Raw genomic sequence first — 13,744 nt, 5'->3', positions numbered from 1 at the left:
GTGTCCGGCGGGCCGGATCAGGCCTTCCGGGCGGTCCTCTGGTGTGTCGTCTGTTGGCCGAGCACCTCGTTGCGCAGTTCCTTGCGCAGGATCTTGCCCACGTTGCTGCGCGGCAGATCATCGCGGAACTCCACGAACTTGGGCACCTTGTAGCCCGTCAGCAGCGTGCGGCAATGGGCGATGACCTCGGCCTCCGTCAGTGCGGGATCCTTGCGAATCACATAGAGCTTGACTGCTTCGCCCGAATGCTCGCTGGGAACACCGATGGCGGCGGCCTCGCGGATGCCGGGGTGTTCCATGGCGGCGGCCTCGACCTCGTTCGGGTAGACGTTGAAACCGGACACCAGGATCATGTCTTTCTTGCGATCCAGCAGGAAGACGTAGCCCTTGTCGTTCATGTAGCCGATGTCGCCCGTCAGCAGCCAGCCGTCGGCATCGAAAACCTGTGCGGTTTCCTCGGGGCGGTTCCAGTAGCCGGCGGTGACCTGCGGGCCTTTCACGCAGATCTCGCCGGATTCGCCAATGGCCATGGTGCGGTTGTCGTTGCGCACGGCGACCAGGGTGGATGGCACCGGCAGGCCGATGGAGCCATTGAAGTCGATCTTGTCCAGCGGGTTGATGGTGACGGCCGGTGACGTTTCTGTCAGACCATAAGCCTGGGCAATGGGCTTGCCCGTGACCTGCAGCCAGCGGGTGGCGATGGCTTCCTGGACCGCCATGCCGCCCCCCAGCGCGATCCGCAGGCTGCTGAAGTCCAGCCGGGCGAAGTCGGGGTTGTTCAGCAGGGCGTTGAACAGGGTGTTCACCCCCGTCAGTGCCGTGAACTTCACCGTGCCCAGTTCCTTGACGAAGCCGGGGATGTCGCGCGGGTTGACGATCAGCAGGTTGCTTGCGCCGAGTTTCATGAAGGTCAGGCAGTTCGCCGTCAACGCGAAGATATGGTAGAGGGGCAGGGCTGTGACCACGCATTCGCGTTCGCCCTGGCAGAAGGGCTTGACCCAGCTGTAGGCCTGGCAGACATTGGAAATCAGGTTGCCATGGCTGAGCATGGCGCCCTTGGCCACGCCCGTGGTGCCACCGGTGTATTGCAGTGCCGCCAGGTCGCTGTGCGCCAGTGCCGGGCGCCGATAGGCCTGCTGCGCACCGGCGGCCAGCACGTCGCGCAGGCGCAGCGCCCCGCGAATCTGCCAGGCTGGCACCAGCTTCTTGACGTGACGGACCACCAGGTCGGTGATCGAGCCTTTCGGAAAGCCCAGCATCTCGCCCAGCGAGGTCACTACGATGCGCGTCACGGCCGTGCCCGGCAGGGCCTCCTGCAGCGTATGGGCGAAGTTCTCCGCCACGACAACGGTGGTGGCGCCCGAGTCCGCCAGCTGATGGTGCAGTTCGTGCGTGGTGTACAGCGGGTTGGTGTTGACCACGACTGCACCGGCCATCAGCGTGCCGAACAGGCAGATCGGGTACTGCAGCAGATTGGGCATCATCAGGGCGACCCGATCGCCCTTGACCACGCCCTGGGATTGCAGCCAGGCCGCGAAGGCCTGCGCCTTCTGGTGCGTCCGCGCATAAGTCATGGACGCACCCATGCTGATGTATGCCGTGTTGCTGGCGTACTGCCGGCAGCTTGTCTCGAACAGGTCGGCCAGCGATGAATAGGCGGCGGCCTGATCCGTGATGTCAGCCGGCACCCCTTCCGGGTAATGTTCCAGCCAGATGCGTTCCATGATGCGGTTCCTTATAGCCAATCGGGGAAAATCAGTTTGTGGTTTTTTGGCCCAGCAGGGCCGATTTCAGCGATTCCTGCGCCGGGGAGGAACCCAGCCAGACTTTCAGGAGCGCAGCGGCGAAGCGGGGGTCGTCGACCTCGCCTAATGCCTTGCCCTTGAATGATACCGAGACCTTGCCCCGATTGAACGTGATGTCCACCAAGTCGCCGGACTTCCCTTCGCCGCCCGTTGCCATGAAGGTTTCGAACGCCTTGATCGTGCCGCCCATTGCGGCCAGTTCGATCTCTGTATTATTGGCTTTCAGCCCGTCGTTCAGAGCGTCCGTCAGCGCTTTGCTGTTGATGTCGCGCAAGAGCGTCAGGCGCAGCATCTGCGGTTCCTGGCTGCTCACGATCGCCTGGGCATCGTGGGTCGGTTGCGGACGATACAGCGCGGCGACGTAGACCTGAAAGACGAAGCGCTGGCGCAGGCCGGCACCATTGAGCACCAGGTTCTGGCCGGCCACGGACTGCTGCTCGGGCACATTGATCTTGCCGACCGTCATGGCTTGGGTGGCCGGGACCGTGCACAGGCCGATCGCGGCCAGTGCGGCGCCCGCCGCCCGCGTTTTCAAATAAGTCATCATGATGCGTCTCCTGCCGCGCCGAGGCGCAGCTTGTGATGTTTGTACCAGGCCTTGTCGGCCAGGTAGATGGTGCGCCACACTTCGGTGTAGACCGTGCCGTCCGGTCCCTTCAGCTCGACGGGGTAGGTGCGTTCGGTCTCATGGTCGCGGTCCAGTGCCTCGCGGATGTCCTGCAGATCGGCCTCGGATAGCGTGAAATCGCCGGTCAGCGTGCAGAATGCCGGTTTGCGGTAGCGGATCGTGGCGGCCTTGTCCCAGATGATGGCCTCGCGTCCCAGTCGTGCCATCAGCATGCCGACATGGACTCCGTCGGTCACGGCGAACAGGGATCCGCCGTAGATGGAGCCCACCAGATTGCGCGTGCGCCGTGTCAGCGCCAGGCGCACGCGAATGTGCAGCAGATCAGGGGAGACATGAATCACCCGGCCGCCCGTGGCGCGAAAGGCCGGATGCAGGTTGTAGCCCGCGCGCATGGCCCGGGCCCGCCACCGGGGCGGCAGGCGGGACAGCTGCGACAACTTCATGCTAGTGTCCCGCCCGATTCATCAGAACTGGTGCGAGAACTGCAGGCCGATCAGATCGGCGCTGCTCTTGTAGTCGCCCCTCAGCGTACCGGCTGTCGGCGCCGACGTGTTGTTCACCGAGGTGCTCTTGACGAACAGGTGGGCGTAGCCAAGATCGATGCTCGTGCTCTTGCTGAAGTTGTATTTCGCGCCGATCGAGACCCAGTAGCGGTCGTTGTCCGGCAGGGATGCGGGACGATAGGTGTCGCTTTGCACGGGCGACTGATCCCAAGCCACGCCGCCCTTGAAGGTCCAGCTGTCGCTGTACCTGTAGTGGGCGCCCAGGGCCACGCGCCAGGCATCCTTGAAGCGCAGGTCGAGTTTGCTCTTCTGAGCGGCGGGATTTGGATGCGCGGTGTCGATCGTCAGATTGGGGATGCTGCTCCATCCGGTCCAGGAGACATCACCGAGCAACGTCCAGCGGTCGTTCAGGCTATGTACCACGCTAAGAATGGCGGTATCAGGCAGTTCAACGGAAGTTTCCGCGTAATAGGCGCCGCTCAGGGCGTTGATGATGCCGCCGCCGGTACCAAAGCCTGCCGCTGGGTTGATGTTCCGGTTGGCGATCGTCGTCGTGCCGTCCGCATCTATCTTGATTTTGGATCGATAGGACAAACCGAAACGGGTATCTGGCGTAGCCTGCCAGAGGATCCCGGCATTCCAGCCCCAGGCATCCCCTTTCGCCTTGACTCGGGCACTGAGGTCACCGTAGTAACCTGGTACCCCGCCGCCGCCAGGCTGCATGATTCCGGGGACTGCTTTCCGATAGTCCGCATCCAGCTGCATCCAGTTCAGGCCCGCGCCGATGGACAGGGTGTCGGTGGCCTTGAAGGCGATGGACGGGTTGATGTTGATGCTTTCGATCGAGAATTTCTCGGAATGATAGCGGCCGGCCCAGCCTTGCTGGTAGTCCGTCATCAGGCCAAAGGGCGCACCCACGCCCAGGCCCAGCCACCAGCGCGGGGTGACTTCCCAAGTGAAATAGGCGTTCGGAGCCGCGCCCCATGAACCGGCATCGCCGCCGTTGCCGCCGGTCGCGGGCTGACCGGTGGGGCTGGTGCTGCCGCCATTCGAGAATTTGAAGCTTGGCTTGATCGCCACGGCGCCGGCGGATGCATTCATGCCAGGCAGCAGCGTCATGCCGGCGGGGTTGTAATACACCGTGCTGGCGTCTTCGGCGATAGCGGCCGAACCGGCGTAGGCGCTGCCCAGGCCGCTACCGTTCTGCTCCAGCAGCTGGAAGCCGGCGCCATGGGCTGCGCCGACGGTGCCAAGGCCGACGATCACGGCCGACAGAGTCTTGATCGGGTGGTGCAATTTCATTATGTCTCCTCCTGGATGAAACGGACTGGGGCCTGGAGCCCCGCAAAATTCAGGCGTGCAAAAACCCGCGCTGTGCCACGAGGCACAGCGTTGGACGAAGATCAGAAAAGGGCCGGGATCAGTCCGGCGCGGGAATCGGGTTACCCATCGTCTGGTGTCATAAGTCCCCCTGTGCCGGTACGGCTGAGTTGCGGCCGGCCGTCATTCCCCCGACGCGTCCGGTCTGCGATTGGCTCTGTCCGTCCGGAAGGTCGGGCAGAGATGGAGTCTGAGTCGGCAATGGAGCACGCAGGCCGCCCAGCAGGAACGCCATCAGGCGGCTGAGCAGCGCGTCGGCGGTCGGACTGCTGTCGCCTTGCAGGTTCAGGACCTGGCTGGAGCTCTCGGCGCCCATGATCGCGTAGGCCGTGGCGCCCAGCATGAAGTGAAAACGCCAGACGATCTCGGCTTCTGGAACCCCTGGCAACGAGGTGAGCAGGGCGCGTGTGAAACGATGGGCAACCATGGAACGTTCTGCCTGGAATAGCGCGCTGATGGCGCCATTCGGATCGGACAGGCTGGTGGTCTGCAGCGGCATGAACGCGCGCCGTTCGGCGCCGGCGCTGCAAGCGTGGCGCACCAGCGGGCCGAAGTAGGCCTCGACGATGGCCGAGGGTTTAAGTGCCTGACCCTTGGCCTCGGATTCCAGCGTGTCCAGGATGCGCAGACGTTCGTCGTTCAGGGCATCCAGCCGTCGCTCGAAGACGGCTTCGATCAGCGCGTCTTTCGAGCCGAAGTGGTAATTGACCGCGGACAGGTTGACCTGCGCTGCCCGGGTGATCTGGCGCATGGAGGTCTTGTCGTGCCCCTGCTCGGCGAACAGACGTTCGGCGGCATCGAGGATGGCATCGCGGGTGAGGGTCGAACGGGATATGGTCATGTGTAATTCAAACGTTTGTTTTAAAACTATACACAAAGGATCGGGACCCGACATCCGTGTTACCCCTAGGTGCTCGTGTTTCCGGAGGGGTGCTGAGCCCTGCGATCTGTTGTGCTGCGGCCGGATGTCCGGGAGGACGGTGATCTGTGCGTTTCTTGGGGATTTGCTGGGTAAAGGATACACTTCGGGCATTCGTTTCAAAGTGATAAATGAGGGCATGATGGCATCCGTGCGGCAGCTGCTGGTGATCTCGTCTCTGGTCATCGCCTGCATTTTGGTGGGCATGCTGGCGGTCGGAACGCGTCTGATGGATCGTCAGCTCGATGCCCAGATGCAGATCGATGGCGAGAATGCGGCTGCCACTCTGGCGTTGCTGGTCAGCGCCCAGCCGGATCCGGCTGCCCGGGAGCGGGTCCTGGACGCGGCGTTTCAGCAGGGGCGCTTTGCCGAGCTGGCCCTGCATTCCGCGGATGGCGGCACGTTGTTCCAGGCGCGCCGCCGTGTATCGTCCGTGGCCGATGCCCCCGCATGGTTCAGCGCCTGGTCCGATATTCAGCCGCACCGGGCTCAGCGCCAGATTCCCGATGTTGGTCAACTGGCTCTGGTTCTGGATGCCACGCCCGCGCGCGACGCGCTCTGGGCGCATGTGATGCAGTGGCTCTGGCTGGCTCTGGGAATCGGGGCGTTCTGGGCGCTGTTTCTGGCGGCTCTGCTGTCGCGGCTGCGTCGGGTGCTGCGGGAAGCGCCGGCCGACGAGGCACCCGAGATCAAGGTCAAACAGACCGAGACGGTCGAGAACACCGAATTGCTCGACGAGGTCCGCGAGCGGGTGTCTCCGTCCATGGACGAACAGATGGCTCGCATCGAGCAACTGGAGATCGAGCTCAACCGCGACCCGGTCACTGGCCTGGCCAACCGCGCTTACTTTCTCAATGAACTCAAACGCGTGCTGCGCGACGATTCCCGGCAGGGGGCTGTCAGCGGCTACGTGCTGCTGGTGCGCCAGCGCGACATGGCGCGTCTGCAAAACCAGAGCGATCGCCAGGAAATCGATGACTGGCTGCGTCTCCTTGGGGGGCGCCTGACCGAAGTGCTGGCCGATTACCCTCAGGCGCGCGCTTTGCCGGCGCGTCTGACTGGCGCGGACTTCGCGATTCTGTTTCCCGTGGGCGGCGGGCCGGAGGTCATGCGCCCGGTCCAGCGGCTGCATGAATTGTTCGAGACCCTGCGGGTAAAGCTCGACAGCCATAACTTGTCGCGCTGGGCTTTCGCCCTGACCGACTATACCGTGCAGTGCACACCCAAGGACGTGCTGACGCGGCTGGATCTGGCGCTCATGTGCGCCGAGAGCGCCGGACACTCGGAAGTCGAATTCCTGTCGCATGCCGATCGCGAAACCGGCGATCTGCGCATGGGGGAAGCATCCTGGCGCACCCTGATTTCCCAGGCGCTTGATCATGACCGGCTGTCGCTGGACGTGCGCAGGGTAGGATACGAGGGCGACGACATTGCCGAACGCTACGAGGCGTCCCTCAGTCTGCAGGAAGACGACCCCGGCCAGCCGCCGATGTCGGGGTACCTGTTCATGCCGGCCGCGTCGCGGCTGGGTCTGTCCTCCGATTGCGACATGCGCACGTTGGCCTTGGCATTGAGCTGGCTGGGCGAGCACCCCGGGGTCCTGGTGGTGCGCATGTCGATGTCCTCTCTATTGGATGCGCAGTATCTGGCCGAGGTGCGCCGGGTGTGCGAATACGCGGACCGGGCACTGCTGTGCCGGGTCGTGGTCGAGCTCGATGCTTATGGCCTGAGCCGCCACCTGGACGCCTTCAAGGCCTTTTGCGAAGGGCTCATCGAGACCGGCATGGCGGTGGGACTGCGTGGTCTGGACCAGCAGCCCGACGCCCTGCGCAAGATTCACGAGGTGGATTTCGCGTACGTGAAGCTGGGGGGCGCCTTCGTGCGCGAACTGCTCTCCAGCCCGGGGGGGGTGCAGATGATGGTGGCAGTGACCGAGACCGCCATCGGCATGGGCATGCGTGTCTACGTGGACGATGCCGATGACGAAGCCACGCGCCGGATGGTCGTCGAGTACGGCGCCTTGCCTCGCGAGCCGTGAACTGAAAACGTTTGCTTATGTCGGGCGGTTGTGTATATAATTGCGTTCTTGGTCCATCCAAGACAGCTGCAGTTGCGCTTCCAGCCGGATCGCATGTGGTTCATATGGATGGGCTGAGTTGGTAATCTCGTTTATGTGCGGATCATTCGCACTAACAGGAATTTCAACCCAGAGCTTGTGCGTGGTTCACCGCGCCGGCTTGACGGGACCAAAACTGGCTGCGCAGCCGCGGGGTAAGGCCCCGGGGTTTCGTTGTTAAGTTGGAACAGGAAAAATCATGATCCAAATGCAGACCACGCTGGACGTGGCCGACAACACGGGTGCACGTTCCGTCATGTGCATCAAGGTGTTGGGCGGCTCCAAGCGCCGCTACGCCGCCATTGGCGACGTCATCAAGGTGTCCGTCAAGGACGCAGCACCTCGCGGGCGCGTGAAAAAAGGCGAAATCTACAACGCCGTGGTGGTGCGTACTGCCAAGGGCGTGCGCCGCAAAGATGGCTCGCTGATCCGCTTCGGCGGCAACGCGGCCGTGTTGCTCAACGCCAAACTCGAGCCCATCGGCACGCGTATCTTCGGACCGGTCACGCGCGAACTGCGCACCGAAAAGTTCATGAAGATCGTGTCCCTGGCGCCCGAAGTGCTGTAAGGAACAGATCATGCAAAACATTCGCAAAGGCGACGAAGTCGTCGTGCTGTCCGGTCGTGACCGCACCCGTCGCGGCACCGTCATCGCTCGTGTCGATGACGATCACGTGCTGGTCGAAGGCATCAATGTCGTGAAGAAACACGCCAAGGGCAATCCCATGGCCGGCACGCCTGGTGGCATCGTCGACAAGACCCTGCCGATCCACATCTCCAATGTCGCGCTCTACAACCCCGAAACCGGCAAGGGCGACCGCGTCGGCGTCAAGGTCGTCGACGGGGCCAAGGTCCGCATTTTCCGCTCCAACGGCGCTGTCGTTGGCGCGAAGGCATAAGGGGCGAAGCGAAATGGCTCGTTTACAAGATTTCTACCGCACCAAGGTCGCCGCCGACCTGCAGGCGCAGTTCGGCTACAAGTCGATCATGGAAGTGCCGCGCATCACCAAGGTCACCCTGAACATGGGTGTGTCCGAGGCGGTGTCCGACAAGAAGATCATCGAAAATGCCGTGGGCGACCTGACCAAGATCGCCGGCCAGAAGCCCGTGGTCACGAAGACCCGCAAGGCCATCGCCGGCTTCAAGATCCGTGAAGACTATCCGATCGGTTGCATGGTCACGCTGCGTGGTCAGCGCATGTACGAATTTCTGGATCGTCTGATCTCCGTCGCCCTGCCGCGTGTGCGCGACTTCCGTGGTGTGTCCGGCCGTGCTTTCGATGGCCGTGGCAACTACAACATCGGGGTGAAGGAACAGATCATCTTCCCGGAAATCGAATACGACAAGATCGATGCCGTGCGCGGGATGAACATCAGCATCACCACCACCGCAAAGACCGACGAGGAAGCCAAGGCGCTCTTGAGCGCATTCAGCTTCCCCTTCCGCAACTAAGGGGCTGACGTGGCAAAACTTTCCCTCATCAATCGCGACATCAAGCGCGCCAAACTGGCCGAGAAATTCTCCGCCAAGCGTGCTGCACTGAAGGCCATCATTGCCGATCAGTCCAAATCCGACGAAGAACGCTATCAGGCCCGCCTGGCCCTGCAGGCACTGCCGCGCAACGCCAACCCCACTCGCCAGCGCAACCGCTGCGTGGTGACGGGCCGTTCCCGCGGCGTGTACAGCAAGTTCGGGCTGACGCGTCATAAACTGCGTGAAATGGCCATGCGCGGGGAAGTCCCGGGCATGACCAAGGCCAGCTGGTAGGAGAATTACACATGAGCATGAGCGATCCCATCGCCGATATGCTGACCCGCGTGCGCAATGCGCAGATGGTCAACAAGACGTCGGTTTCCATGCCCTCCTCGAAGCTGAAGGCCGCCATCGCGGCCGTGCTCAAGGACGAAGGCTACATCGAGGATTTCCGTCTGGCCGGCGAAGCCGCCAAGCCGCAATTGGAAATCACCCTAAAATACTATGCCGGCCGTCCGGTGATCGAGCGCATCGACCGCGTCTCGCGTCCCGGCCTGCGTATCTACAAGAGCAGCGCCTCCATTCCTCAGGTCATGAACGGCCTGGGCGTGGCGATCGTATCGACTCCGCGTGGCGTCATGACGGACCGCAAGGCCCGTGCCACCGGCGTCGGCGGCGAAGTGCTCTGCTACGTGGCATAAGGGGGTATCACACTATGTCACGTATCGCAAAATACCCCGTCGCGCTGCCGAAGGGCGTCGAAACCACGATCAGCGCCGGTCAGATCGTCGTCAAGGGCCCACTGGGCACATTGACCCAGGCACTGGACGGCAACGTCCGCGTTGCTCAGGAAGACGGCCAGCTGACTTTTGGCGTCGCCAACGATTCCCGCCAGGCCAATGCCATGTCGGGTACCACGCGCGCCCTGGTGAACAACATGGTCACCGGGGTCAGCAAGGGTTTCGAGCGTCGTCTGACGCTGGTGGGCGTGGGTTTCCGCGCTCAATTGCAGGGCAATGCACTGAAACTGCAGCTGGGTTTCTCTCACGACATCCTGCACGACATCCCCGAGGGGATCAAGATCGAGTGCCCGTCTCAGACCGAAATCGTGGTCAAGGGCGCCGACAAGCAGGCCGTCGGTCAGGTGGCTGCCGACATTCGCGCCTATCGCGAACCCGAACCCTATAAGGGCAAGGGCGTGCGTTACGCGGATGAACGCGTCATCCTGAAGGAAACGAAGAAGAAATAAGCACGCAGGCAAGGACGAATCATGGACAAGAAACTCTCCCGTTTGCGTCGTGCTGCGGCCACCCGCCGCAAGATTCACGAACTGCGTGTGCACCGCCTGTCGGTGCATCGCACGAATCTGCACATCTACGCCAACATCATTTCGCCGGAAGGCGATCGTGTGCTCGTCAGCGCTTCCACGCTCGAGCCCGAAGTTCGCAAGGAACTCGCCAGCCAGAACGCGACCGGGGGCAATGCCGCCGCCGCCAGCCTGGTCGGCAAGCGTGTGGCCGAGAAGGCCAAGGCTGCCGGTATCGAACTCGTCGCTTTCGACCGTTCGGGCTTCCGTTACCATGGCCGCGTCAAGGCGCTGGCCGAAGCCGCGCGTGAAGCCGGCTTGAAGTTCTAAGGGAATCACATGGCTAAAGCACAAGGCAAGCACGCCGCCGAGCAGGAACGCGACGACGGCATGCGCGAAAAGATGATCGCGGTCAACCGCGTCAGCAAGGTCGTCAAAGGTGGTCGCACCATGAGCTTCGCCGCACTGACCGTGGTCGGTGATGGCGACGGCCGTATCGGTATGGGCAAGGGCAAGGCCCGCGAAGTGCCGGTCGCCGTTCAGAAGGCCATGGAACAGGCCCGTCGCGGTCTGCTCAAGGTCGCCCTGAAGAACGGTACGCTGCACCACACGGTGGTTGGCAAACACGGTGCCTCCACGGTGCTGATTTCGCCGGCCGCCGAAGGTACCGGTGTGATCGCCGGCGGCCCGATGCGCGCGATCTTCGAAGTCATGGGTGTGCGCAACGTCGTGGCCAAGAGCCTCGGCTCGAGCAATCCCTACAACATGGTGCGCGCCACGCTGAACGGTTTGCGCGCCTGCTCCACCCCGTCGGAAATCGCTGCCAAGCGCGGCAAGACCGTCGAAGAAATTCTGGGGTAAGACATGGCACAGAAGCAAATCAAAGTCACGCTCGTGCGTTCCGTGATCGGTACGCACAAGTCCCACCGCGCCACGGTGCGCGGTCTGGGTCTGGGCAAGGTCAACAGCAGCCGCGTCCTGATCGATACTCCCGAGGTGCGTGGGATGATCCGCAAAGTGGATTATCTGGTCGCCGTCTCGGAAGCCTGAACAAAGGAATTCAGATGTCCGAAACTCAACTGAATACGCTCGCTCCCGCCGAAGGCGCCAAGCGCCCGCGTCGCCGCGTGGGCCGTGGCATCGGTTCCGGTCTGGGCAAGACCGCGGGTCGTGGCCACAAGGGTCAGAAGTCCCGCGCCGGTGGTTTCCACAAGGTCGGCTTCGAAGGTGGCCAGATGCCGCTGCAGCGTCGTCTGCCCAAGCGCGGCTTCACGCCGCTGGGCCGTCACCTGTACGCCGAGATCCGCCTGTCGGACCTGCAGGCCCTGCCCGTCGATGAAATCGACCTGCAGGTGCTGAAGGCCGCCGGCCTGGTCGGTGATCTGGTGCGCTACGCCAAGATCATCAAGACCGGCGAGCTGACCCGCAAGGTCGCCCTGAAGGGCCTCAATGCGACGGCCGGCGCGCGTGCCGCGATCGAAGCCGCCGGCGGTTCGCTGGCTTAAGGGGCAGCAGTGGCCAAAGCTCAGGCAAACAAGCCCAGCGCGGGATATGGCGATCTGAAGCGCCGTATCCTGTTCCTTGTGCTGGCCCTGATCGTCTACCGCATGGGGACGCACATCCCTGTGCCCGGCATCAATCCGGACGCGCTGTCCCAACTGTTCCAGCAGAATCAGGGCGGTATCCTGGGGCTGTTCAACATGTTCTCGGGCGGCGCGCTAGAGCGGTTCTCCGTGCTCGCGCTGGGGATCATGCCGTATATTTCGGCAGCGATCATCATGCAGCTGCTGGCGGTGGTGGTGCCCAGTCTGGAAGCCATCAAAAAGGAAGGCCAGTCCGGCCAACGCAAGATCACGCAGTACACCCGTTACGGCACGGTCTTCCTGGCACTGTTTCAGGCGGTGGGTATTTCCGTCGCGCTGGAATCGCAACCGGGGCTGGTCATCGATCCGGGCCTGTTGTTCCGCTTCACCACGATCGTGACGCTGGTCACCGGCTCCATGTTTCTCATGTGGCTGGGCGAGCAGATCACCGAACGCGGCTTGGGCAATGGCATCTCCCTGCTGATTTTCGCCGGGATCGTTGCCGGTCTGCCCAATGCATTGGGCGGGATGCTGGATCTGGTACGGACCGACTCGATGTCCATCCTGTCGGTGCTGTTCATCCTGGCCGTGGTGGTCGCCGTGACCTATTTCGTGGTCTACGTCGAGCGCGGCCAGCGTCGCATCACGGTGAACTACGCCAAGCGCCAGGTGGGCAACAAGCTCTATGGTGGCCAGTCCTCGCATCTGCCGTTGAAGCTGAACATGTCCGGGGTGATTCCGCCGATCTTCGCGTCGTCCATCATCCTGCTGCCGGCCACTGTGACGAGCTGGTTCGCCAGCAATCCCAACATGCGCTGGCTGGGTGATCTGGCCGCGGCCCTGTCGCCGCGACAACCGCTGTACGTGACGCTGTATTCCGGTCTGATCATTTTCTTCTGTTTCTTCTATACGGCTCTGGTGTTCAACAGCCGTGAGACGGCGGACAACCTGAAAAAGAGCGGTGCCTTCGTGCCGGGGATCCGTCCCGGCGAACAGACGGCGCGCTACATCGATAAGATCCTCATGCGGCTGACGCTGTCAGGGGCGGTCTATATCACGCTGGTCTGTCTGTTGCCCGAGCTGATGCAGATGCGCTGGAATGTGCCGTTTTATTTTGGCGGTACTTCGCTGCTGATTATTGTCGTCGTCGCCATGGATTTCATGGCTCAGGCCCAGGCCTACATGATGTCTCAACAGTATGATTCGCTGCTCAGGAAGGCCAACTTCAAGGGTGCGGGTCTTCCCATGCGTTAACAATCATGTCCAAGGACGACGTCATCCAGATGCAAGGGGAGGTCATCGAGAACCTTCCCAACGCAACGTTTCGTGTCAAGCTGGAAAATGGTCACATGGTGCTGGGCCATATTTCGGGCAAGATGCGTATGCACTATATCCGGATCCTTCCGGGCGACAAGGTCACAGTGGAGCTCACGCCCTATGACCTGTCGCGCGCCAGGATAGTTTTCCGCTCCAAATAGGCGGCCGGTCAAAAACCAGGAGATCACCATGAAGGTAATGGCATCGGTAAAGCGGATCTGCCGCAACTGCAAAATCATCAAACGTCACGGCGTGGTGCGCGTCATTTGCACCGACCCGCGTCACAAGCAACGCCAAGGCTAAGGCCGGGCATCACGGATTTCACGAGGAACAGTCATGGCCCGTATTGCTGGCATCAATATTCCGCCGCACCAACACGCCGAGATCGGCTTGACCGCGATTTTCGGTATTGGACGCTCGCGCGCCCGCAAGATCTGCGAAGCGACCGGCATCGAATATTCCAAGAAGATCAAAGATCTGAGCGACGCTGATCTGGAGAAGATCCGCGAGCAGGTTCACTCCTTCACTGTCGAAGGCGATCTGCGTCGCGAAGTACAACTGTCGATCAAGCGTCTGATCGACCTGGGCACGTATCGTGGCATGCGTCACAAGCGTGGCCTGCCGGTGCGCGGTCAGCGCACCCGTACGAATGCGCGTACCCGCAAGGGCCCGCGTCGTGCAGCAGCGTCCCTGAAGAAATAACGAGGAATCAAC

Annotated in this window: 20 protein-coding genes; 15 read left to right on the top strand and 5 right to left on the bottom strand. The window is 62.3% G+C overall.

Annotated elements, in window-relative coordinates; translation table 11 throughout:
- Positions 1-17: 17 nt before the first annotated feature.
- The 5 genes from ABCV34_RS11410 to ABCV34_RS11390 form a co-directional block, all read right to left on the bottom strand.
- Positions 18-1,724 (bottom strand): AMP-binding protein, encoded by a 1,707-nt coding sequence (locus tag ABCV34_RS11410; protein WP_345796340.1) that lies wholly within the window; start codon positions 1,722-1,724, stop codon positions 18-20.
- 31 nt (positions 1,725-1,755) lie between these two features.
- Entirely contained in the window at positions 1,756-2,352 is a 597-nt protein-coding gene (locus ABCV34_RS11405) for a chalcone isomerase family protein (protein ID WP_345796339.1), read from the bottom strand.
- Entirely contained in the window at positions 2,349-2,876 is a 528-nt protein-coding gene (locus tag ABCV34_RS11400; RefSeq protein ID WP_345796338.1) for a DUF4442 domain-containing protein, read from the bottom strand. The genes ABCV34_RS11405 and ABCV34_RS11400 overlap by 4 nt, the downstream gene beginning before the upstream one ends.
- Before the next feature lie 21 nt (positions 2,877-2,897).
- The gene (locus ABCV34_RS11395; protein WP_345796337.1) at positions 2,898-4,238 is read right to left on the bottom strand and encodes a porin; all 1,341 of its coding nucleotides are present in this window, start codon (positions 4,236-4,238) and stop codon (positions 2,898-2,900) included.
- Between the two features lie 157 nt (positions 4,239-4,395).
- Positions 4,396-5,157, bottom strand: coding sequence for a TetR/AcrR family transcriptional regulator (locus ABCV34_RS11390; RefSeq protein ID WP_345796336.1), 762 nt, complete (start codon positions 5,155-5,157; stop codon positions 4,396-4,398).
- Between the two features lie 217 nt (positions 5,158-5,374).
- On the opposite strand from ABCV34_RS11390, the gene ABCV34_RS11385 reads away from it, so the two are divergent.
- From ABCV34_RS11385 to rpsM, 15 genes are all read left to right on the top strand, one after another.
- Positions 5,375-7,273, top strand: coding sequence for a LapD/MoxY N-terminal periplasmic domain-containing protein (locus ABCV34_RS11385; protein WP_345796335.1), 1,899 nt, complete (start codon positions 5,375-5,377; stop codon positions 7,271-7,273).
- Between the two features lie 277 nt (positions 7,274-7,550).
- Complete coding sequence (rplN, locus tag ABCV34_RS11380) at positions 7,551-7,919, top strand: 50S ribosomal protein L14 (protein WP_345796334.1); 369 nt, start codon at positions 7,551-7,553, stop codon at positions 7,917-7,919.
- 10 nt (positions 7,920-7,929) lie between these two features.
- Positions 7,930-8,250, top strand: a complete 321-nt coding sequence (gene rplX, locus ABCV34_RS11375) for a 50S ribosomal protein L24 (protein WP_345796333.1) — start codon at positions 7,930-7,932, stop codon at positions 8,248-8,250.
- 13 nt (positions 8,251-8,263) lie between these two features.
- Entirely contained in the window at positions 8,264-8,803 is a 540-nt protein-coding gene (gene rplE, locus ABCV34_RS11370; RefSeq protein ID WP_345796332.1) for a 50S ribosomal protein L5, read from the top strand.
- Between the two features lie 9 nt (positions 8,804-8,812).
- Positions 8,813-9,118, top strand: a complete 306-nt coding sequence (gene rpsN, locus ABCV34_RS11365; RefSeq protein ID WP_345796331.1) for a 30S ribosomal protein S14 — start codon at positions 8,813-8,815, stop codon at positions 9,116-9,118.
- Positions 9,119-9,129: 11 nt separating this feature from the next.
- Positions 9,130-9,525 carry a 30S ribosomal protein S8 gene (rpsH, locus tag ABCV34_RS11360; RefSeq protein WP_345796330.1) on the top strand — a complete coding sequence of 132 codons (396 nt, stop codon included), beginning with the start codon at positions 9,130-9,132 and terminating at the stop codon, positions 9,523-9,525.
- Positions 9,526-9,539: 14 nt separating this feature from the next.
- On the top strand, positions 9,540-10,073 hold the full coding sequence (gene rplF, locus ABCV34_RS11355) for a 50S ribosomal protein L6 (RefSeq protein WP_345796329.1): 534 nt from the start codon (positions 9,540-9,542) through the stop codon (positions 10,071-10,073).
- A gap of 21 nt (positions 10,074-10,094) precedes the next feature.
- A complete protein-coding gene (rplR, locus tag ABCV34_RS11350; protein ID WP_345796328.1) occupies positions 10,095-10,460 on the top strand; it encodes a 50S ribosomal protein L18 in 366 nt (121 codons plus the stop codon).
- Positions 10,461-10,469: 9 nt separating this feature from the next.
- A complete protein-coding gene (rpsE, locus tag ABCV34_RS11345; RefSeq protein WP_298014715.1) occupies positions 10,470-10,991 on the top strand; it encodes a 30S ribosomal protein S5 in 522 nt (173 codons plus the stop codon).
- A 3-nt stretch (positions 10,992-10,994) separates the two neighbouring features.
- Complete coding sequence (gene rpmD, locus ABCV34_RS11340) at positions 10,995-11,180, top strand: 50S ribosomal protein L30 (RefSeq protein ID WP_345796327.1); 186 nt, start codon at positions 10,995-10,997, stop codon at positions 11,178-11,180.
- Positions 11,181-11,194: 14 nt separating this feature from the next.
- Positions 11,195-11,635: a 50S ribosomal protein L15 gene (gene rplO / locus ABCV34_RS11335; protein WP_345796326.1), complete on the top strand. Its 441-nt coding sequence runs from the start codon at positions 11,195-11,197 to the stop codon at positions 11,633-11,635.
- Positions 11,636-11,644: 9 nt separating this feature from the next.
- Positions 11,645-12,967 (top strand): preprotein translocase subunit SecY, encoded by a 1,323-nt coding sequence (secY, locus tag ABCV34_RS11330; protein WP_345796324.1) that lies wholly within the window; start codon positions 11,645-11,647, stop codon positions 12,965-12,967.
- 5 nt (positions 12,968-12,972) lie between these two features.
- Positions 12,973-13,191, top strand: a complete 219-nt coding sequence (infA, locus tag ABCV34_RS11325; RefSeq protein WP_043678924.1) for a translation initiation factor IF-1 — start codon at positions 12,973-12,975, stop codon at positions 13,189-13,191.
- A gap of 28 nt (positions 13,192-13,219) precedes the next feature.
- A complete protein-coding gene (gene rpmJ / locus ABCV34_RS11320) occupies positions 13,220-13,333 on the top strand; it encodes a 50S ribosomal protein L36 (RefSeq protein ID WP_003805360.1) in 114 nt (37 codons plus the stop codon).
- A gap of 33 nt (positions 13,334-13,366) precedes the next feature.
- Entirely contained in the window at positions 13,367-13,732 is a 366-nt protein-coding gene (gene rpsM, locus ABCV34_RS11315; protein ID WP_345796323.1) for a 30S ribosomal protein S13, read from the top strand.
- Positions 13,733-13,744: the final 12 nt, after the last annotated feature.

Source organism: Castellaniella sp. MT123 (assembly GCF_039614765.1).
Lineage (GTDB): Bacteria > Pseudomonadota > Gammaproteobacteria > Burkholderiales > Burkholderiaceae_B > Castellaniella.
This window is presented reverse-complemented; position numbering and strand designations above follow the sequence as displayed.

Bases quoted from the DNA above. Each gene is read 5' to 3' on its own strand.
- ABCV34_RS11385 (WP_345796335.1), top strand. From the start codon at position 5,375: ATGATGGCATCCGTGCGGCAGCTGCTGGTGATCTCGTCTCTGGTCATC.
- rpsE (WP_298014715.1), top strand. From the start codon at position 10,470: ATGGCTAAAGCACAAGGCAAGCACGCCGCCGAGCAGGAACGCGACGAC.
- rpmD (WP_345796327.1), top strand. From the start codon at position 10,995: ATGGCACAGAAGCAAATCAAAGTCACGCTCGTGCGTTCCGTGATCGGT.
- ABCV34_RS11400 (WP_345796338.1), bottom strand. From the start codon at position 2,876: ATGAAGTTGTCGCAGCTGTCCCGCCTGCCGCCCCGGTGGCGGGCCCGG.
- ABCV34_RS11395 (WP_345796337.1), bottom strand. From the start codon at position 4,238: ATGAAATTGCACCACCCGATCAAGACTCTGTCGGCCGTGATCGTCGGC.
- rplO (WP_345796326.1), top strand. From the start codon at position 11,195: ATGTCCGAAACTCAACTGAATACGCTCGCTCCCGCCGAAGGCGCCAAG.
- infA (WP_043678924.1), top strand. From the start codon at position 12,973: ATGTCCAAGGACGACGTCATCCAGATGCAAGGGGAGGTCATCGAGAAC.
- rpsM (WP_345796323.1), top strand. From the start codon at position 13,367: ATGGCCCGTATTGCTGGCATCAATATTCCGCCGCACCAACACGCCGAG.
- ABCV34_RS11410 (WP_345796340.1), bottom strand. From the start codon at position 1,724: ATGGAACGCATCTGGCTGGAACATTACCCGGAAGGGGTGCCGGCTGAC.
- ABCV34_RS11390 (WP_345796336.1), bottom strand. From the start codon at position 5,157: ATGACCATATCCCGTTCGACCCTCACCCGCGATGCCATCCTCGATGCC.
- rplE (WP_345796332.1), top strand. From the start codon at position 8,264: ATGGCTCGTTTACAAGATTTCTACCGCACCAAGGTCGCCGCCGACCTG.
- rplF (WP_345796329.1), top strand. From the start codon at position 9,540: ATGTCACGTATCGCAAAATACCCCGTCGCGCTGCCGAAGGGCGTCGAA.
- rplN (WP_345796334.1), top strand. From the start codon at position 7,551: ATGATCCAAATGCAGACCACGCTGGACGTGGCCGACAACACGGGTGCA.
- ABCV34_RS11405 (WP_345796339.1), bottom strand. From the start codon at position 2,352: ATGATGACTTATTTGAAAACGCGGGCGGCGGGCGCCGCACTGGCCGCG.
- rplR (WP_345796328.1), top strand. From the start codon at position 10,095: ATGGACAAGAAACTCTCCCGTTTGCGTCGTGCTGCGGCCACCCGCCGC.
- rpsH (WP_345796330.1), top strand. From the start codon at position 9,130: ATGAGCATGAGCGATCCCATCGCCGATATGCTGACCCGCGTGCGCAAT.
- rplX (WP_345796333.1), top strand. From the start codon at position 7,930: ATGCAAAACATTCGCAAAGGCGACGAAGTCGTCGTGCTGTCCGGTCGT.
- rpmJ (WP_003805360.1), top strand. From the start codon at position 13,220: ATGAAGGTAATGGCATCGGTAAAGCGGATCTGCCGCAACTGCAAAATC.